Origin of the sequence: Neisseria sp. 74A18 (assembly GCF_001308005.1) — a bacterium.
Classification (GTDB): domain Bacteria; phylum Pseudomonadota; class Gammaproteobacteria; order Burkholderiales; family Neisseriaceae; genus Neisseria; species Neisseria dumasiana.
The window spans coordinates 13,971-33,747 of sequence record NZ_LGZA01000025.1; the positions used below are offsets into that span (position 1 = coordinate 13,971).

The following is a 19,777-nucleotide window of genomic DNA, read 5'->3' on the forward strand; positions in this document are numbered from 1 at the left end:
TGTTGCTGCGCCTTATCCCAAAGAGAGCGATTGGGCGAACCGCTGAAGCGCCAACAGAATCGGTTTCGTACCTGTACTGTCCGCATCTTGCTGTCTTGTATTAAAAATTAAGCGGATTGGCTATACCAGCCGGTCTTTATCAGCCATGAAAGAATTCGACTTCATCAAAAATTATTTATTTACCCAACCAACCGATACAGATGTATTACTGGGCATTGGCGACGATGCTGCCATTATCCGCCCTCGCCCGGGATGGGACTTATGTTTCAGCAGCGATATGCTGCTTAAGGATCGGCATTTCTTTGGCGATGTTTGTCCTGAAGACCTAGCTCACAAGATTTTGGCTGTAAATATCTCTGATATGGCAGCCATGGGAGCGACTCCTAGATGGGTTCTGTTAAGCGCGGGGCTACCTCAATTAGACAAAAACTGGCTCACGGCATTTTGTGACAGTATGTTTGCCTTAGCAAAACGATTTGGTATAACTTTGATTGGGGGAGACACCACTAAAGGTGATTTGGTATTCAATGTTACAATAATCGGAGAGCTGCCTTCGGGAAAAGCATTAAGACGTGATGCCGCGCGTATTGGTGATGATATTTGGGTTTCCGGAAGAATCGGTTTGGCCGCAGCTGCTTTAAATCATCATTGGCGGAAAATACAGCTGCCCGATGAAACTTTTGCTTTATGCGAAAAAATCCGTTTACGCCCCACGCCGAGGGTTGAATTAGGCAAGGCCTTGCTTTCATTTGCCCATGCAGCCCAAGATATTTCAGACGGCCTGGCGCAAGATATGGGACACATTTTAAAAGCTTCCGGCGTCGGTGCAGAAATTTATGCAGATTCTGTTCCTACTTTGCCCGAACTGCGCAAACTATTGGATCCATCTTTACTGTATGATTACATCTTTGCCGGCGGCGACGACTACGAATTATTGTTTACCGCCCCGCAAGCGTGCAGACATGCCGTGATAGAAGCAGGGAATGCCTGTGGAACAACCGTTACCCGCATCGGTAAAATCAACGACAGCGGCCGTCTGAACATTTTAGATTCAAACGGCAATACCATAACTTTAACTACTTTAGGTTTTGATCATTTTGGCTAACTTCAAACCGGATTTGGCATGGCTGAAAGCACGGCCCGTGTGTTTTTTAGGGTTTGGTTTCGGCAGCGGTCTCGCTCCGTTCGCACCCGGCACATTCGGTACTTTACCTGCTTTACCGATTGCATTTATCTTGCATTTAATCGGTATCTCAGGGTGGTGGTTGGCGGCATTTTGTGCGATATTGTTCGTCTGGGGCATACGGATTTGCAGCCAAACCGAACGTGAACTGGGCATACACGACTACGGCGGCATCGTGTGGGATGAAATCGTTGCCATGATGACGGTTTTGGCGTTCGTACCGTTCAAGTGGACATGGTGGTTGGCTGCGTTTTTAGTGTTCCGTTTTTTTGATGCAGTTAAACCTTGGCCGATAAAATGGCTTGATGCGCGCTTACATGGCGGGCTGGGTATTATGCTTGACGACATAGTGGCTGCCGTTTTTACTGTATGGGCACTCAAAATCGGAGCATGGCTGATATAAGGCCGTCTGAATACATGGAAATAAAAATATGGATGAAATTGAAATTATTGTAGAACCCAGCTTTTTGGCAGAACAAAGCAATATCGCCAAAGACAAATATGTGTTCAGCTACGACATCACTATTCACAACCACAGCGATGAAGTGATTACCCTACGCAACCGCCATTGGCGTATTACAGACGCGCACGGAGAAGTGGAAAAAGTATCCGGCGTAGGCGTGGTTGGCGAACAGCCCGTACTCTATCCCGGCGAACACTACTATTACAGTAGCGGTGCCCATCTCAATACTCCGTGGGGCTGCATGGAAGGCAGTTACGAATTTGAAGACAGCTACGGCGAACGCTTTTCTGTGCCGATTCCGAAATTCGATCTGCGGGCCGACGTGGTCGTGCATTAAAAAAACTCTACGGCTGTGTAGTGATGCCATGTTGTTTGGCACGCTGCGACGGGTTTGAAACAACTGTAACAAAGCCGCTACTCCGCAAGGACTAAACCGACCCATTTAAAGCATTCCCAATACATGAGCTATCAATCTAATCCGGTTATTCTGTTGCATCATCCGACAGCCCAAACAGGCCGTCTGAATATTTCAGACGGCCTGTTACCTTTGCGAAACCCCAAGTGTAGATACATTTCAAGAGTAGCAGTGCAACAAGTGCAACAATCATAGCCAATCAACTTCACTTTTACTGCAGCGTTGATACACCTTAGCTCAAACAAAACGGTTGTATAAGCCGCACAACGCAAAAATACGCAACAGATGGCAGTTTTGCAAGGGTTTCGGCTTGTCGTTTTCAAAACGAACGCCACATGGCACTCTCGTTCTTGCTTGCCAAAGTAATATTTTTATTCGTCCGGCAAGCCTCAAGCAAGCTTTGAAAGGGCTTAACCCCTGCTTGCAATTCTTTACGCCTTGTGCTGAAATGTGCAAACTAGAACAAAATGTTAACAATCAGGAGCAAATATGGATGCCTTGAAAAACTTTTTCGATACGGTAGGCGGCTGGGTTTGGGGGCCTGCTATGCTGGTATTGCTCGTTGGCACGGGCATATTGCTAACCGTTATGCTAAAAGGTTTGCAATTCAGCATGTTGGGCTATGCGCTTAAGCAAGCCTTTATGCCGCACCGCAAAAGAGAAGACGGCAGCGATCACGACGGAGACATTTCCCATTTCGGTGCTTTGATGACCGCCCTCTCCGCCACCATCGGAACAGGTAACATTGCCGGTGTTGCCACCGCAGTGGTTGCAGGCGGGCCGGGCGCGGTGTTTTGGATGTGGATCACCGCCATTTTCGGCATGGCCACCAAATACGGCGAAGGCGTGTTGGCCGTTAAATACCGTGTAACCAACAAAAAAGGCGAAATGTCCGGCGGACCGATGTATTACATTGAGCGTGGCTTAGGCAGCAAATGGAAATGGCTGGCTTATGCTTTTGCTTTGTTCGGTACTGTTGCATCTTTCGGCATCGGCAGCTCGGTACAATCGAATTCTGTGGCACAAGCCGTTCAAACCAGTTTTAACATCGACCCGCTCTACACGGGCATTGCATTAACTATCCTGACCGCCATTGTGGTATTGGGGGGTATCCGAAGCATCGCCACCGCCTCTTCGCTGATTGTGCCTTTAATGGCCGTATTGTATGTAACCGGCGGTATTGTGGTTATTTTAATGAACTTCGAGCTGGTGATTCCCGCCGTGAAACTGATTTTGACCGATGCTTTCACCGGCCAAGCCGTGGCCGGCGGCGCACTCGGCAGCGTTATCCGCTACGGTGTGGCACGCGGGGTGTTTTCTAACGAAGCGGGTATGGGTTCGGCGCCTATTGCTGCGGCAGCTGCCAAAACCGACCATCCTGTCCGTCAGGCATTGGTATCGATGACCGGCACGTTCTTGGATACCATCATCGTTTGTTCGATCACCGGCATTATTTTGGTCATGGGCTTAATTGGGGCAGACGGTGTATTTGTCAAACCTGAAATTACCGGTGCTGCGCTGACCACCACCACGTTCGACCAACTGCTCCCCGGCCCCGGGGGTTGGGTAGTGACCATCGGCCTGATTTTCTTCGCCTACTCCACTATTTTAGGCTGGTGCTACTATGGTGAAAAATGTGCGGCGTATGTGTTTGGCGACAGTTTTGCCAATGTTTACCGCGTGATTTATGTTGCCACGGTCATGATCGGTACGGTAGCGAGCTTGGATTTGGTATGGCTGGCAGCAGACACCTTCAACGGTTTGATGGCGATTCCGAACTTGATTGCATTGATTCTGCTTTCCGGCGTGATTGTGAAAGAAACACAAGACTTTAAAGCCAAACGCAAGAGCGGCGAGCTGCATTAATCTTTTTTTCAGACGGCCCGGTCAATCCGGGTCGTTTTTTTATCGTACCCGTGTCTGGATGGGGGAAGTCTTTGATACGAAATCTGCATTTTCAAATACAGGCAGAAACCTTTGCGAAGGTCTCTTACTATATAATCCTGAACTTCCGATATTGCCTAGAGGCCGTCTGAAATTAATGCAACCTCGTGTTTACTTTGTTACCGGCACCGACACCGGAATCGGCAAAACCCTCTGCTCCACCCTACTTCTGCGCGCCGCCGCCCTAAACGGAAAAAAAGCCATCGGCTTCAAACCCGTGGCTTCCGAAGCCGACAGCACCGGCTGTAACGCCGATGTGTTGAGCCTGCAAACGGCCTCGAATGTCTGCCTGCCTTATACCGCCCATAACTGTTACACCTTTCGCGAAGCCACCGCACCGCACTTGGCCGCCGTCGACGAAGATGTGGACATTCATCCGCAAGTATTAAGCAACGGCTTGGCCGCTTTAAAGCAACAAGGCGACTGGATATTGGTTGAAGGCGCTGGCGGCTGGTTTACACCGTTGGGCAGTCAAGTAGATTTCGCAGATTGGGTGGCAGCAGAAAAACTGCCGGTTATTGTGATTGTGGGCATGAAACTCGGCTGCATCAACCATGCCATGCTGACTGTACGCGCCGTTTTGCAAGCAGGCTTACCCTTAGCCGGTTGGGTAGCCAACTGTGTCGATGCGGCTCCCCACCGCTTTGAAGACTACCTTGCCACATTAAAGGCACGTATTCCCGCGCCGCTGCTGGGTGTTGTTCCCCATGCTCCTTCGGCTGAACCGCAAGCGTTGTTACACTATTTTTCCCCATCCTGCTTATGGTAGCCGTGAATTGCACGCTTGAGCGTCAGGCCGTCTGAAACACATGTTCCGGCAAATTTTTCAGACGGCCTGAAACCTTTGCACAATTCTCTAGTGCCTATACAGTTCAAAGCAGCATATAACGCAGCAATACGCCGCAAATAACGGTGGTAAAGACCCAATACTTGAGTTTTTTTACGGCTTTTCTATCCAACTCATATACCTTTAAACACTTTAATCCATACCAATACAGTCACTTGCCTGATTAAATGACTGGGAGATAAAATACCCACACTTTTTATAGTGATTCCATATCAATAACTTTCTAAAAGTTAACTGTTTAAAAAGAAAAATTGTTGGGGCAGCATCAAGACGCAACAGGCCGTCTGAAATGCTTATCGGCTCAAAAATCAGGAACGGGATGATGGATACTCCGCAAAATATTGCTGACAATATAAACAGACGGCGCCAGTTGTCCCGCCGTAAGCGTAATCTCACTCTGGTTACGCTGTTTTTTATCGTATTGGCATTGGGCTTTGCACTGGTTTATTTTTTGGTGTGGCAGCACGAAGAAAAAACCGATGATGCTTATGTAGCCGGCCATTTGGTGCAGATTACCCCGCAAATCGGCGGCACGGTGCGGCGCGTAGCGGTTGACGACACCGACATCGTCAAAAAAGGCGATGTGCTGGTCGTGCTGGACGATACCGATTTCCAGCTGGAATATGACCGCGCGCAAAACGAACTGATTCAAGCCATCCGCCAAAACAAACGGCAAACCGCCGCAACTTCCCAAGCAAAAGCCCAAGTTCTCATCCGCAAAGCAGAATTGGCTAAAGCACAGGCCGACTTGCGCCGCCGCGAAAGCTTGGAGGGAACCGATGCCGTATCAGGCGAAGAACTCAGCCATGCACGCGCCGCCGTCGTACAGGCTCAAGCCGCTTTGAAAGCCGTAGAAGCCGAAGCAGATTCCGCACAAGCCCTGCTGGGCAAAAACATTCCCCTCCGCCAGCAACCTGCCGTTCAGACGGCCATCAGCCACATCAAAGATGCTTGGTTGAATTTACAGCGCACCCAAATCCGTGCGCCGATGGCGGGGCAAATTGCCAAACGCAATATTCAGGTCGGCCAACGCATCGCACCGGGTGCTTTGTTGATGGCGGTCGTACCGTTAAACAATTTGTGGGTTGATGCCAACTTTAAAGAGGTTCAATTGCGTAAAATGCGCATCGGCCAACCGGTTACCATGACCGCCGATTTATACGGCAGCCGCGTGGTTTATCACGGTAAAGTCATGGGTTTGTCGGCGGGTACGGGCAGTGCGTTTTCACTGTTGCCGCCGCAAAACGCCACCGGCAACTGGATTAAAGTCGTTCAGCGTGTTCCCGTGCGCATCAGCCTCAATCCGCAAGAATTAAAAGCCAATCCCTTGCGCGTGGGTTTGTCGATGTCGGTAAAAGTGGATACCGCCAACAGTGGCAACGGCAAAACCATGGCAGAGGCAGCCGACAAACAGGTTTCTGCCGCAGAAGCGGATGCCGTGGATTGGTCGGCCGCCGATGCCTTAATTGAGCAGATTTTCGAAAAATATGCCAAGTAGTGCCGGCATGGTCGGCATTCATGTCCATGAGGCCGTCTGAATAGCCTGTTCAGACGGCCTCGTTGTCAGCATATTTTCACAATCATGTACAACATTGGATTCAGGTTTCGCTTAAAAAGCATACGATTACAATATAATCAATCAACGCATTTTTAACACTAAGCAGCACGCCGCAGATGTTTGCACAGACTTCAAGATGTTTTGAACCTTACGCAACCTGATCCGCCATGGAAGTTATGAAATGATGACCCACCCTCCCTTAAAAGGCGCCAGTTTGGTATGGGTAACGCTGGCCCTAAGTTTGGCGGTGTTTATGGAAGTGCTCGACACCACCATCGCCAACGTTGTCGTTCCCGTTATCGCCGGAGACTTAGGCGCGGCAACCACCCAAGGCACATGGGTGATTACCTCGTTTGCCGTAGCAAATGCCATTTCCGTGCCGCTCACCGGCTTTCTCGCCAAACGCTTTGGCGAAGTGAAAATTTTTCTGACTGCGGTTATCGGCTTTGTTATTACCTCATGGCTGTGCGGCATCGCTCCCAACTTGCCCTTGTTGGTATTTTTCAGAGTGTTGCAGGGCTTCGTGTCCGGCCCGCTGATTCCCTTGTCCCAAAGCCTGCTGATGGCCTCTTATCCGCCGGAAAAACGCACACTCGCCCTCGCACTTTGGGCGATGACGGTTGTGGTTGCGCCGGTGCTGGGGCCGATTTTGGGCGGTTGGATTTCCGATAACTGGCATTGGGGCTGGATTTTCTTCATCAATATACCCGTAGGCATTGCAGCGGCCTGGATCGCATGGAGGCAGCTGGGCGCGAGAGAAACGGAAATCAAAAAAACGCCCATAGATTACACAGGCTTGGCCTTGATGGTTATCGGTGTGGGTGCTTTACAGATGATGCTCGACCGCGGCAAAGAGCTGGATTGGTTCGCATCGGCAGAAATCATCATTCTTGCCGTTATCGCGGTTGTTTGCCTCACTTATTTCATCGTGTGGGAATGGGGAGAAAAGCACCCGATTGTTGATTTATCGCTGTTTAAAGACCGCAACTTCACCGTAGGCGTTATCGCCACTTCGCTGGGCTTCATGCTTTATATGGGCACGCTTACCTTGCTGCCTTTGGTATTGCAAACCAACTTAGGCTACACCGCAACCTGGGCCGGGCTGGTTGCCGCACCGGTAGGATTTCTGCCTATTTTGCTGTCGCCGATTATCGGAAAATTCGGCCACCGCATCGATATGCGTTGGCTGGTTACCGCAAGCTTTTTGGTTTTTGCCTGTACTTTTTACTGGCGCACCAACTTTTACACCGGCATGGATATGTCGAACGTAATTTGGCCGCAATTTTGGCAAGGATTAGGTGTGGCCATGTTCTTCCTCCCCCTCACCACCATTACCCTATCGCGGATGCAGGGGCCGCAAATTGCCTCTGCCAGCAGTTTATCGAATTTTTTAAGGGTATTTATGGGCGGGGTCGGCGTATCGGTCGTTACCACCATGTGGGAGCGAAGAGAAGGCTTGCACCACACCAGGCTCACGGAACACATTACCCCTTATTCAACCGAAACCCACCTTGCAGTAGAAAACCTTGCCCAAACAGGCATGTCTTCACAGCAAAGCCTGGAAAGCATTACCCGCGCCATTACGCAACAGGGTTTTATCATGGGTTCCAATGAAATTTTTTGGGTTTCAAGCCTTTTATTCATTGCGATGATTGCCGTTATCTGGCTGGCCAAACCGCCTTTCGGTTCGTCGCCCGGCCATCATTAACAAGAAAACGCAAACCGTGGCCGCATCATCAAGGCCGTCTGAAAAACATATTTTCAGACGGCCGTCATTTTGATATATAGCCGATCGTTCTCTTTGAGCTAATGCGAGCAATACCGTGGTGGAATTAAGTTGGCTGACTATATTGAAACAAAGCCATCAAGAGCAGATAAAGTGCTGTAAGACAACATTATCGGCTTGAGCTTCCACGTTAATGTTTCAAAGCCAACACCAGCACACCGGCTGTAACCAAGCCCAGCCCGATCCATCTTGTAGGAAATTCTAGCGTTGTTTACACTTTCCGTTTTTTGCATGCAGACCCATTTTGGGATTTTTGAGGGTTGTCAAGAATGCCGAAAGGCACGGCGAAGCCGCATCGTTCTAGAGAATACTCAAAAATCACGAAACCATCATTCCTGCAAAAAACAAAAGCTGTTTGGTATAAAAAGTGTAAATAACCCGACCTTTTCCAACACCACACACACACCCACAGCACGGCAAGCCATATAGCCAAACTAACTTAATTTCGGTAACAATTACATTGCGCTCGGCTCAAGCCCGAGTATGATTTATTTACTCTTTCTTAAGTTGATTAACCATAGGAATTTTGCAAAGGTTTTTCTAAGAATAAAGTCAATATTGCATTAACAGACAAAAATAAATCGCTGAAGCACCTTATGCAGCTTCAGCGATTATTCATCGTAATAAAACTTTCCACAACCTTATTTATTGATAACAGATCACTTTTCAATCATTCACATATTTTGCTCAACGCTTGGTTTGCCGCACATTAACCACGCCTTCGGGCATAAAATAAGTATCAATCACAACCGAACCTACTTTTTCAATTCTGCACTCCAACTGATAACACAAAATCATCAAATTATCTTTAGATTCGGTCAGTTTAATATCCAATCCGGTCAAGCGCGGCTCGTATTTAAGCAATGTGGCATACATATGGCTGCGCAAGTCTTTAGCACTTGAAGGAAGATTTTTATAGACCATACTGAGATCAGGAATACCGTAATCAGGAATATGCTTTAACGCTCCGCTGCGCGTATTGAGAATACGCTGCATATTGTCTAATACGCTTTTTACCAGCTGCAAACTGTCAGGCAAATCTTCCATTCTTTGGCCGTCTGAATAATAGCCGGTCAACTTTTCATACAGGCCGGCTTCCATTTATTTATCGGCTTTCTTTCCGTCTTGCATGTATAGGCCAACTTCTTTCAGCTCAATGACCAAGGCTTTTTTGTTGGAGAATTTTTTCTTGGGAATAAGAACCTTCCAAGTTTGGCTGTCATCCGCGCGGTTAAAGAACGCCACAAGACCAACATACTTGGTATCCGGATGAATTTCTTCATCTACGCTGATAGCCTCTCCGGGCCGAAATGTCAGCTGCTTGCTGGCCAACAGATTATCACCTAATAAAACAGTATCTTGATTCAACAAATCACGATAAGCAGCAGCATCAAAGCTTTGATTGTCTTTGAGTTGGTAAATTCTGACTACCGTAGATAACGATTGCCCCCTCTCCGTTTGGTTCACACCATGGCGTGCAATAATATCCAGCTTTAACACTTTGAGTTTGCTAAAAAATATACTGCTGGATGTTTTTACTGTTCCGTCTTTAACAGTTTGCCATGCACCGCAGCCGGTAAGGCCTGCCAACAGCAGGCCATACATAACGATTTGAGTATATTTCTTGAAGTTAAGCTTTGCTTTCATGGTTTAACCCGTTATTGAATTATTTAAATTAATGAGTGGTAAAACGTTTGCTTATATTATCATTCGGAGATGCAATAGCTAATTAAGCAAACAACAGCCGGATATTTTAGCTCAAGACTCGGCCGCTTAACGTATGATGATAATTTTTTAACACTTCTGTTGCTTAACATAAACCGACACAACCTTTAAGCCCTTTATTCCAAAGCGTTTGGTATTTTATTTTGCAATATATAGTTGTTTTTACACCACAATCACAGTATATATCGTCAGAAAAACGTCATGTTTGTCACAAGCAAGCGGAGCATTTTCCGGCAATACCAATATTTCATATAATCGGATATCAACATTCTATCAGCATGTATAGTGGCCGATTTTGATGCGCTTATCCTCTTTAGCAGCCCCCAAGCCCGTGTTGATTTTCAGCATTTGTGTTCCGCCCAGCCGCGTCTGGCCTATCCATTCGCGTTTCATATTCAAATATATGGCCGCATCAGTTTGGTATCCCAAATAAATTTTCAGCAAATCCATTAATTGGCGGTGTAAATCCTGCCCGGGCAGCAAATCTTCCATATCTTTATACGAAGAAGGTGCAATATCTATATGAATCATATGATTACAATCTTTAAACCTACTCCCGACTACTGCACTTCCTCCATCAAGCTTTAATGCACCCTTACTCAACTTGTTATCATTTCCAATATTGATCCATTGGGGCTGAAATTCAGATACTTCCACGATTGAAAACGGAGAAATATAGTTCACGATGCTTTTGATTCCGTCTGCCGTGCGTGTACGCTGGTGGAACACACCCAATAAACCTAAAATCTTGCTATCCAATAAAGGTTGGAGTAAATCTTTACTGTTTTCTTTTAAACTTTGCCCTATCAAATGAAGCAAGGTTAATGAGGTTTTGTCTTTACCTCCAATTAAAAACTGAAAAGGGTAACGGTATTTTTTCCAAGCCTGATAAAACAACTCACTGATTCGGTGGTTGAAAATATCTAAAAATTCGGCAAGGCTTGCGGATCCTTCTTTTCCGGTAGCAATATCATTTAAAAAATACTCCGGCAATATCGAATCTACCCCGTATAAACCGAGAAAAGTGGTATAAACCGAAGGTATTGAAGATGACTCCGTATCTACGGCTGCAATTTCTCCTGCAGGAAACGCCAAAGATTTAACTCTTCGGAACCTGATATGTTGATGGAGGCCGTCTGAATCATCTCCGCTCATTTTTTCCAACAAATAACAAAATTGGAAAAAATTCATTTTTTCCGCGGCATCAACTATGTTCTGCCCGAGAATGCTGCAAAATAGGTTATCGGTATTTCTTTGAAATACTCTTTCGGGATTCGGTATTTCCCAACTGGCTTGCTCTTTCTTTTCTTTATTGTCTTCTGCCGCTAAGTTAGCCGTGTTTAAAACCGAACGGTAGTGGCTTTGCTGTCTTTCCATTTATATTGTTTTCCCGAGGGCAGCGATTTGATCGTAAAACGGGTGAAAAGATTTAAATCTGCATACATGGCAAAAAATTCGTTAAGTAATTCTCCAAACAGATAAATCTCTGCATCTCCCTCAAAAGCATCTTCATCCAGCGTAAGCGTAATGTGTACGCCGCGCTGAACGGCACCTTTATCAAGCCTTCTAACTTGCTGATGGGCAACATCCAAAATGCCGTTTATTTTTCGTTTATTGAGCTCGTCTTCTGTCCAATCGTATATAGCCAGCGCACCTTTTAAAGTATCTTTGTTCATTAACGACAAATAGTTAGGAGCAAGATGGGACAAGATACGCCATTGAAACCTATCTTCCGTAGGCGGATAACATGATAGTGTAGGCGTCAGCAGATTCCTAACCTGACTAATGTTGGGAATACCTGAAGATGTGTCTCTGATTTGTGTTTCCCTTAATGTTTTGCGGGGAATTTTTCCATTGGTGCCGGTTACTTTCAAAGACAATGTTTCAAACGGCAAAGGATTTTGCTTTTCCCAAGAATGTCCGCCCAACATTAAATAGGTTTCGTATTTACCCCCCACGCCCTGCTTAACCCTAGTATGGAAATAACGCTCGGGAGCATCGTATTTCATTAAACCGCCCCGATGCTGGAAAGATGAAAAGGGAACATATTGGTAGCGGGCACCGTTATGATGATTAAACGCGTCTACCGCATCAACCGAATATATTTCAACGTTCATACTGTCGTGAAGCAAAGGCTTTATCACATACTCATGATTCAAGTGGTCAACCCTTACCGGCTCTGCTTCCATCTCGAAAAGATTAATAGCAGGCGTACAGTGCAGCCTTAAGGCATCCGCATCAAACTTTAGCTCTACCGGATAATTTTTAGACAACACTACATCTAAGGAAAACTCTGAAGCAGATTCCGGAATATCTTCAAAATTAATGCCTTCCAAATCTATAAAAAAGAATTTCTGCTTGAAACAAAAGTATTCCAAAAGCATTTGATAGCCCGAAAAACTGTTATACTCTTTATTCCATAACCTATCTTGTGGGCCAAATCCTACCGATTTGAATGTGATACGGTGATCAGGGAAAAATTTATGCCCATTGAAATTCAAACCTACGCCATCCACGTTATGTAACAAAGCATGGCGTAATGCAAATGCTACCGGTTCCTCAGCCGATATGTATAACCGTAATTTGGAAATATCCAATTGCTGTCTCTGCATCTGCTCACCGAACTTAAACTGTATGCGGATGATGCTGCGACCGTTAAGATCATGATCCAACGTGCTGTATAAAATTCTTAGCGGTGTCAGAAGAACATCATTGGTGGTTCGATATATACAACGGGTTTGCCTATCCTCCATACTCACGGCTTCGGATTGGATAGGAACTCCTTTGGCAACAGTTTGATTACCTTGCAATGTTTTAAAATCAGGTTGGAATTCCAGCACGGTTAACGAAGGAATCATTCTTAAATAATGCGGCCACAACATATTTACCAAGCTTTCCGTCAGCTCAGGCAAATCGTCATCCAATTTTTGCTGGATACGGCCTGTTAAAAATGCAAATCCTTCAAACAAGCGCTCTACATAAGGGTCTCTTGTTCCCAAACGATTTATATTCAACAGCGCTGCGCGGTCGGGATAAGACTTAGAAAACTCCAAACCGGCTTCCCGCAGATAACGCATCTCTTCTTCAAAATATTTTAAGGTAGGGTCTGACATATCCGTAACCTAATACAAGGTAGCTAAAGCTTTTGCGGCATCAATTTTGATCAATCTGTTTTGAAGATCGGAAATTTGCTCCATGATTTTATTTTTTTCGTGCTGCATGTCTTTACGCTTTACTTTCGCCTGTAAAAAACTGCATTGCAGGTTATACAAATCGAATGCAAACTCTTTATCCCAAACTTCTACGGCCATGCTTTGCATTTCTTCCGCAGCCCTATCCAACAGATATAACGACCATTCGGTTTTCTGATAAGCATCGGCCAATTTTGCCATCCAAAAAAGCTTACGGCATAAAAATTTTCCGTGTTGAAGCTGGGGGTGGTCAGACAGCCATGCCATAGCAGCCTCAATACCTGACGCCTCTGCAATCACTACCGCTTCATCATATTGGTTGTTTTCGGTTGTAACGGCACTTTCCATCACTTGAGCCAATGGTTGCGCACTATTGACATAGCTTGGTTTGAATACTTGTTTCTCCAACCATTCCAATACATTATCGGACGCAAAGGCCATACCGTTATCAAAGAGCAATCCTGACAACCCGCTGCATCTTTCCAAAAAAGCAGCAAAATCCGCTAAAAAAGAGGCTGTCTGACTAACATAAACACCGCCTAAAGCAGTTTGGGCTTTCCATGCATAGTATTGCAAATCAAGCCAATAATGATTTGCGCCCTCTAAAAAAGCCGCTTCAACCTTTTCCAGCAGATCTAACCAATTTTCTTCTTTGTCTAACCTTTGCAAGGCAGCTACAACATCGGTTCTCGGAGCTTTCAAACGTGTTTTTGAATCAACCGCTGGCGGGCTGCTGGTTAAAGTACCCCAACGTACAGCCCTAACCATTTTAAATGCCGACCAATAACCGTATTCCTGCTGCCTCAAAAACACAGCTATTACCCGGGTTTGATCCAGCAACATTTTGCTGGAGCTAATCGCTGTTGTTTCAGACGGCAGTGTTATTTGTGTCTGTTTTTCTCCTGTGCTGGGTACTTGGGCGTGTTGCTCAGCAGAGTCACCTTCTTCCGCTTTTTGTGCATTTGAAACGTTTGGAGTTTCTCTATTGAATCGGAAAGACGCCTGCTCAAGCTTCTCTAAAATAGCTCCGAAACCCGGCCGAGCATTTTCTTCCCAGCCCATACACAAGTTTTGCAAGTAAATAAGCGAAGATAATGTTCGATTGAAAATCTCTCTATCATTAATCTCCAACGTATCTAAAATATCGAGCGTTCTGTTGCCCATTAGCCAAGATAAAGCCGTATATCTTTGCTGGGGTTTCTTGGGCCAAACGTCAGAATCGAATGACTTGATCAAACCGCATATCAATTCGAGGCCGTCTGAAAACCCCGGCAAGCCTTCATAACGCAGCTTGGCGTAAGCATAGTAAGCTCCTACGCGCAGATCCTTTGCCTGCTCTTTGAGCAACTGTTGGCTTAAACGGATAATGAGCTCGACATCTATCCCGCTTAATTTTGCCAACTCCGATTTAACTGTTTCAAAGTTATCATCGTAGCTAACATCACTACCGGCCGGCGCTTCTTCGGAAATAGGAGCCAGCCAGCCTGCCCAAGCCCCCAATCTCTCTTCAGCCTGTGAACTTGGATTGTCCCCCAAAACCGATTTAATCCAATCCGGAACAATCATTTTGAAGAAACCTCAAAAATCCGGCTCGGAATGCGTATGTTTCTCATCTCAAGCAAACCCAAAGGCCCTTTACCTGTATTGGTACGGATATAGAAGCGAACGGCAAGATTATGATCCACTTCCGACTCAACCAGATAAGTTCCATTATCAATCGGCGTTACCCTAGCCTTATCCAATAATCGGATGAATCCGAAACGGCCATTGAATTCAATATTTTTTCTGATGCCGGAAGCATCGCTCTCCCAAGTAATATACGCTCCTGAGGCAGCCATATCGCCGGGCCATCTGAAAGCTTTCCACTCCGCTTCTTGGTTAAAGTAATTCAATGACTGTCCGTCGAGCATTAAAGTGAATGAAGTGACGCCCGCAGTCGGAGCCGGTTTTAACTCAAAGGTGTAACCGGCCTCTCCGTTTACAAACAAATCATTTGAAACCTGACCAATCTTATTAATCTGATTCAGGAAATCTTTATTGACTCTAAATTCCTGACCGGGAACTTCGACCCAACGATGCCCTTGCTTGGTGAGAATACCTTTTAATTGTGATTGAATAAATTGATCAAAATTTCCTTTATTCGGCTCGAAATACTTAGCAAGCACCGGGATAGCCACTTCAATCTCACTTGCACTCAACGGATATTTACCGGCCATATCTGCTTCAACGGCAGACATGATATTCTGATGCCACATAGAATTGATATTTTCTTGCGCAGCCCCCGACAAACTTCCCCATGAAACATGGAAAGGTTTAACAAAAACATTGTTTGCAAAGGCAAGCAATTTATCGCCGACACCTGCTTCAACCAAACGTGCATATTGCAAACCATCGGTAAACTCATTTTCTTCACCCGACATAACTCCTTGGACGGCTATACGGGCAGCCCCCCCGCTATCGGATGAGCCTACAATCTGGATCAATCTTTGCTTGGTAGCGGTTACTTTTTCCAAATAGCGTTGCAAACTCAAATCACTTTTGGGGTTCACTCCGGCATCCACCAATTGCAACAAGGTCGAAAATTTATCGTATAACGGCCCCTGTATGTAGTCCTGCACTTGATCTTGAACAGCATTGACTCTTTCCGACTGGCTTTCCAATGCCGCAGAAGCCAACTGGCGGTTACGGGTTGATATTCTTGCTACGGCAACTTTCTCGGCTTTAGCGAGCACCGCTTGATTGATTGGGATTCTTTTCGCATCAATCATGCTGTTTTCTTTAATAACCCCCATCAGAGCTACCAAAGGTGAACGCTGAGGATCGGCATAAACATGCAATTGATTAACAGCTTCCAAACTCTTGTTACGGCCAACCCATGAAATACTGTTAAGCACATCAAACCAAGCCGATGCATATTCAGAAAAATACTTTTCTTTCAAACCATTAATTGCAATCTCATTCACTTCAGAAGAAGGCAGTTTACCAGCCAATACCCAATCATCAGCATGATTGTTCTTAGCTGCCGCTTCAAAAGCCGGTTGAATATATTTACGCCATGCTTCAGGGGTGAAAATACCCGGCAGTTTTTTTGAAACCATCCATTCGTTCTGAATATCTCTTTTCAGAATCTCAGCCAAAGAGACACTTGGAAATTTTTGGATTCCTTCTTCCAAAATTTTGCGATAAACATGTTCTTCTGTTTGTACATCACCAATCCATTCAGCCAAAATCTGACGGCTGTTATCTACCAAGCCGCGATCGCTCGGCGAAATCCAATGCTGTTGCTGGGGAAGCCGTTGTGTAAAAAAGGCAACCACTTCTTTAACCTGCTCGCTTTTCGACAAATATCCATCAAAAATCAGAAGCATATGTGAAGCAAGAAATGGTGCATCAACTTTGTCTATTCTGTCGGTTACCATTAAATAGGCCTTGAGAATATTGTAAAACTCTTCACTATCATGTGTATTGGTTTTGGAATATTCATCCAAGTAAGACAGATGCTCGGTCCATTTCTGCAGTACAGGTGCAACCACAACTCCCTTAACGGCTTTTCCGTATTCAAGATAAGCTGTATCCAGCAATTCTTGGGAATGATCATAGCCCACAGCGGCAAGTGCTTTTCCTGATACGGTAGATTTTTTCTCTTCAAGATGAACAATCTGTTTTTGCAGATCAATCAAACCGGCCAGATTATTGAGAGAAGAGGGGTTTTCTTTTAACTGCACGATGCTCTGTTGCAATGCAGCCATATCTTGATGGCTGTTGTAGGCAGCCACCGAGAAGCCCGTTGCAGCCAAAACCGCCAAAACACTTAATCCGCCATAAATTTTATCCGGTTGAGTCCATTTCAACTTTTTGGCTTTGTTAAAGCCTACAATGCTGTTAAAAGACTGATAAATCAAATCGGGCAACATGTCTTGTTGCCTTGAATAAACAAAAGCAACCGTATTCAAACTGTCTGTTTTACCCATTTCTTGTTTATTCAAGAACAGTTTTTCCGCAATCATGCCGTTTGAAGCCTGCAATTTTTGCGACAACAAAGCCGGTGCAACTGATGTGTGGCGCTCTTCTATCGAAAAAGTACCCATTCCGGATAGTTCAAAAGCAAATTTCTCTAAATCTTTCTGAATGTTTTCCTGTTTCGATTCCAAAACATTGTGAGTAATAGAAAAAGGTTGGGCATTTTGATTGCTTCTATCCACATAAACCATGTTTACTGGTAACAGCCAGCCCAGTTTATCCATAAACGTTTTGATGCTTCCGGCAAAATTTTCCGCTTCATTCATGTCATTGGATAAATACACTATACCTTCCGCGGGCTGCACGCCTTTACCACGCAGGCCACCCCACCCTTCAAGCGGCTCCGGTGCATGAATATCAATCCAAAAGGCAGCATGGCTTTCTACCCATAAGTGATGTTTAATTTCAGGGAAAGCCTGCAAAACCACTTCATCGGAGCCGTCAACGAATATCCAAGGTTTTCTGTGGTTTTTATATTGGGTAGTCAAAGTATAAATCTGTTGCAATTGCTCCCACCGTTGCGCATTACCGAGCAGGCGGATTGACTCTGAAGACTCATCTTGTAACTCTTCTGTGATTAATTTTCTTGCTCCCGAATATCTTCCCGACCAGCCGGACCACACATAACGGATGGCCATCGGCATTAAAAAAATTAATGAGGCTATCAATACCAAACATACCCAAACAACTGTTTTTTGCATTGAGCCCTCGAGGCCGATTTTGGCTCCGAAAAAGAAAACCAAGCATCCTGAAAGAATGCTGATAGCAAGCAAGATTAAACCCAGAAAAAGTGGTCTCATGATTTTTAATTTCCAAAAAATCCAACAAGAGTAAAACTAAACTGAAATAAAAAAGGAATCTTGCGATTCCTTTTTTGAATGTCTTTATTAAAATTCCTTTAATAGACAAGCTTATTCAACCATTTATCAATACGACAAACGATTAAAAACTTTCCTCGCAGCCGTAAGATTATTCAACACGCATGAAAAAATCAATTAGTTTATGTTAAGCGGTATTTTTATGATATTGGCGTGATTGAACTACTGAAACCTTTTTACCACAACTTAGTTTTATATTCCGGATATAATTGATTACACATTATTTGGAAAAGAAATCAGCCCTAAATATGCGCCTTGTTCATGGCCGGCCAACCATAAAATGTCTTTGCCCGATGTGTCGCTGTTGAGAGCAAACCACAATGCCAACCAATAGGTATTGGCCGCTTCGTCAAAATAACGGTCAACCGTAAAAACATCTATGCTGTTTTTTCCCTTCCAAAAGCTCAACCCTGCTCCGTAAAGATTTTCAAACAGAACCGGCAGTTTATCGGAAGCAATATTACCCAACCACATGGCACCGGGCTCTTTTCCTTTTAATGCGTAAGGTGCATATTTTTTTCTGACCAACTCGCCCAAGGCCTCATCATCGTCATAGCTTAATCCGATCTGTCTGGATACATAGCCTTGAATACCGGCCTGTTGCTTCTCGGCAGATTGTTTAGATACCAATGCAAACCACGCTGCACTTTCAGGCAGAGCATTTTCCTCATCATCATTTAATGCTAAAGATAGAACCACAATCAATTTTTCAGATGAATTTTGAATCCAATCACCTAAGGCATCTGCACCGTTTTCCAACAAACCGACTTCGGTTTGTACATCTCCTAAAGTACCGCCACTATTCAAATAATCAGAAAGAGCTTGAAAATCATCACTTCTTGAATATTCAGATGCAGAATCCAAATAAACGGTTAATTCCTTATAAGGCAGAACCGCTAAAGTGCTCTCAATAAATTCAACAAAACCTCTGAAAATGTCTTCCCTAATTTCCTCGTTTTCCTTATCCGCACGGTCAAATACGGCGGGGCTGCCTTTTCTCAACTCCCCCTGTTGAACCATAATATCGGATATGTTTAAGCTTTCGGGCAAATAGATACCGGAGCCAACCACAGCTATACTTTTTTGAGCCCAATTTTGCCAATGCTGGCGGATTCTGTTTTTTTCTACTTCCCAGGCATCAAACTGACTTTTTCGGCTGTATTCCCAAGAAAAAAACATCAGCCGTATACTTCCCCACACCAACACAGGCACACCGAACAACAAACACCAAAACAGTAATGAATAAGGTCTGCCCTGCCATAAAGACAATACAAGCGGCACACACAGCAAAAATAAAACAAACAGCCCTAAAAACCAGAATAAAGGCTTATCGAAACGGTATTTTTCCAACTTCACCACTTCGGGAATATCGGGAATCGGCCAATCCATCAGTCGCTCCCCACAGAAGGCATACTGCTGATCAATGCACAGCCGCAAGCACACTTACACCCTTCAACGGCTACCGCTTTGTCTTGAAACGACATAAAACTGCTTCCTTCGATAATGGGATTTACGCCATGCCCGGGCACAGGGCAACTCACCATATCGCCGACCAAAGCAGCCGGTTTGCCGTCAATAATCATTTGAGATGAGGCTTGGATGACATTGCCGCCATGAGTAGTCGCATCACCCAAACGGATGATTCCTTTCATATAGTATCTTTCTTTAAACTGATAAATAGAATGTCGGCATTCTACATTGCTTTATCATATTTTCACAAATCAGCACTACCGGAAACCATGGCTATTTCGTTTTCACTTATTTTTT

Annotated in this window: 16 protein-coding genes; 7 read left to right on the forward strand and 9 right to left on the reverse strand. The window is 45.1% G+C overall.

Translation table 11 applies throughout. The features are described 5' to 3' along the window. Positions 1–145: 145 nt before the first annotated feature. Genes thiL through apaG form a run of 3 tightly spaced genes read left to right on the forward strand, consistent with a single transcriptional unit; the run spans position 146 to position 1,983 of the window. A complete protein-coding gene (thiL, locus tag AKG43_RS08505; protein WP_054600143.1) occupies positions 146–1,105 on the forward strand; it encodes a thiamine-phosphate kinase in 960 nt (319 codons plus the stop codon). Next, the gene (locus AKG43_RS08510) at positions 1,098–1,586 is read left to right on the forward strand and encodes a phosphatidylglycerophosphatase A (RefSeq protein ID WP_054600165.1); all 489 of its coding nucleotides are present in this window, start codon (positions 1,098–1,100) and stop codon (positions 1,584–1,586) included. The genes thiL and AKG43_RS08510 overlap by 8 nt, the downstream gene beginning before the upstream one ends. Positions 1,587–1,614: 28 nt before the next feature. Further along, complete coding sequence (gene apaG, locus AKG43_RS08515; protein ID WP_054600144.1) at positions 1,615–1,983, forward strand: Co2+/Mg2+ efflux protein ApaG; 369 nt, start codon at positions 1,615–1,617, stop codon at positions 1,981–1,983. A 145-nt stretch (positions 1,984–2,128) separates the two neighbouring features. On the opposite strand, the gene AKG43_RS13550 is transcribed toward apaG, so the two are convergent. Next, positions 2,129–2,254 carry a hypothetical protein gene (locus tag AKG43_RS13550; protein WP_255351196.1) on the reverse strand — a complete coding sequence of 42 codons (126 nt, stop codon included), beginning with the start codon at positions 2,252–2,254 and terminating at the stop codon, positions 2,129–2,131. Positions 2,255–2,550: 296 nt separating this feature from the next. On the opposite strand from AKG43_RS13550, the gene AKG43_RS08520 reads away from it, so the two are divergent. From AKG43_RS08520 to AKG43_RS08535, 4 genes are all read left to right on the forward strand, one after another. Beyond that, positions 2,551–3,927, forward strand: a complete 1,377-nt coding sequence (locus tag AKG43_RS08520) for a sodium:alanine symporter family protein (protein ID WP_054600145.1) — start codon at positions 2,551–2,553, stop codon at positions 3,925–3,927. Positions 3,928–4,102: 175 nt separating this feature from the next. Further along, on the forward strand, positions 4,103–4,774 hold the full coding sequence (gene bioD, locus AKG43_RS08525) for a dethiobiotin synthase (protein ID WP_054600146.1): 672 nt from the start codon (positions 4,103–4,105) through the stop codon (positions 4,772–4,774). Between the two features lie 397 nt (positions 4,775–5,171). After that, positions 5,172–6,350 carry an efflux RND transporter periplasmic adaptor subunit gene (locus AKG43_RS08530; RefSeq protein WP_369799573.1) on the forward strand — a complete coding sequence of 393 codons (1,179 nt, stop codon included), beginning with the start codon at positions 5,172–5,174 and terminating at the stop codon, positions 6,348–6,350. A gap of 244 nt (positions 6,351–6,594) precedes the next feature. After that, positions 6,595–8,118, forward strand: a complete 1,524-nt coding sequence (locus AKG43_RS08535) for a DHA2 family efflux MFS transporter permease subunit (RefSeq protein WP_054600148.1) — start codon at positions 6,595–6,597, stop codon at positions 8,116–8,118. A gap of 765 nt (positions 8,119–8,883) precedes the next feature. On the opposite strand, the gene tssE is transcribed toward AKG43_RS08535, so the two are convergent. The 8 genes from tssE to AKG43_RS08580 form a co-directional block, all read right to left on the reverse strand. Then, positions 8,884–9,297, reverse strand: a complete 414-nt coding sequence (gene tssE, locus AKG43_RS08540) for a type VI secretion system baseplate subunit TssE (RefSeq protein ID WP_054600149.1) — start codon at positions 9,295–9,297, stop codon at positions 8,884–8,886. After that, positions 9,298–9,843, reverse strand: coding sequence for a type VI secretion system lipoprotein TssJ (gene tssJ, locus AKG43_RS08545; RefSeq protein WP_054600150.1), 546 nt, complete (start codon positions 9,841–9,843; stop codon positions 9,298–9,300). It abuts the gene before it with no gap. Between the two features lie 351 nt (positions 9,844–10,194). Continuing rightward, entirely contained in the window at positions 10,195–11,298 is a 1,104-nt protein-coding gene (gene tssG, locus AKG43_RS08550) for a type VI secretion system baseplate subunit TssG (protein ID WP_054600151.1), read from the reverse strand. After that, positions 11,262–13,034, reverse strand: coding sequence for a type VI secretion system baseplate subunit TssF (gene tssF, locus AKG43_RS08555; RefSeq protein WP_054600152.1), 1,773 nt, complete (start codon positions 13,032–13,034; stop codon positions 11,262–11,264). Before tssF ends, tssG begins: the two co-directional genes overlap by 37 nt. Before the next feature lie 9 nt (positions 13,035–13,043). Then, complete coding sequence (gene tssA / locus AKG43_RS08560; RefSeq protein WP_054600153.1) at positions 13,044–14,678, reverse strand: type VI secretion system protein TssA; 1,635 nt, start codon at positions 14,676–14,678, stop codon at positions 13,044–13,046. After that, entirely contained in the window at positions 14,675–17,932 is a 3,258-nt protein-coding gene (locus tag AKG43_RS08565; RefSeq protein WP_082403038.1) for an ImcF-related family protein, read from the reverse strand. Before AKG43_RS08565 ends, tssA begins: the two co-directional genes overlap by 4 nt. 291 nt (positions 17,933–18,223) lie before the next feature. Then, positions 18,224–19,399 carry a hypothetical protein gene (locus AKG43_RS08575; protein WP_054600156.1) on the reverse strand — a complete coding sequence of 392 codons (1,176 nt, stop codon included), beginning with the start codon at positions 19,397–19,399 and terminating at the stop codon, positions 18,224–18,226. After that, a complete protein-coding gene (locus tag AKG43_RS08580; RefSeq protein WP_054600157.1) occupies positions 19,399–19,662 on the reverse strand; it encodes a PAAR domain-containing protein in 264 nt (87 codons plus the stop codon). The genes AKG43_RS08575 and AKG43_RS08580 overlap by 1 nt, the downstream gene beginning before the upstream one ends. Between the last annotated feature and the right edge of the window lie 115 nt (positions 19,663–19,777).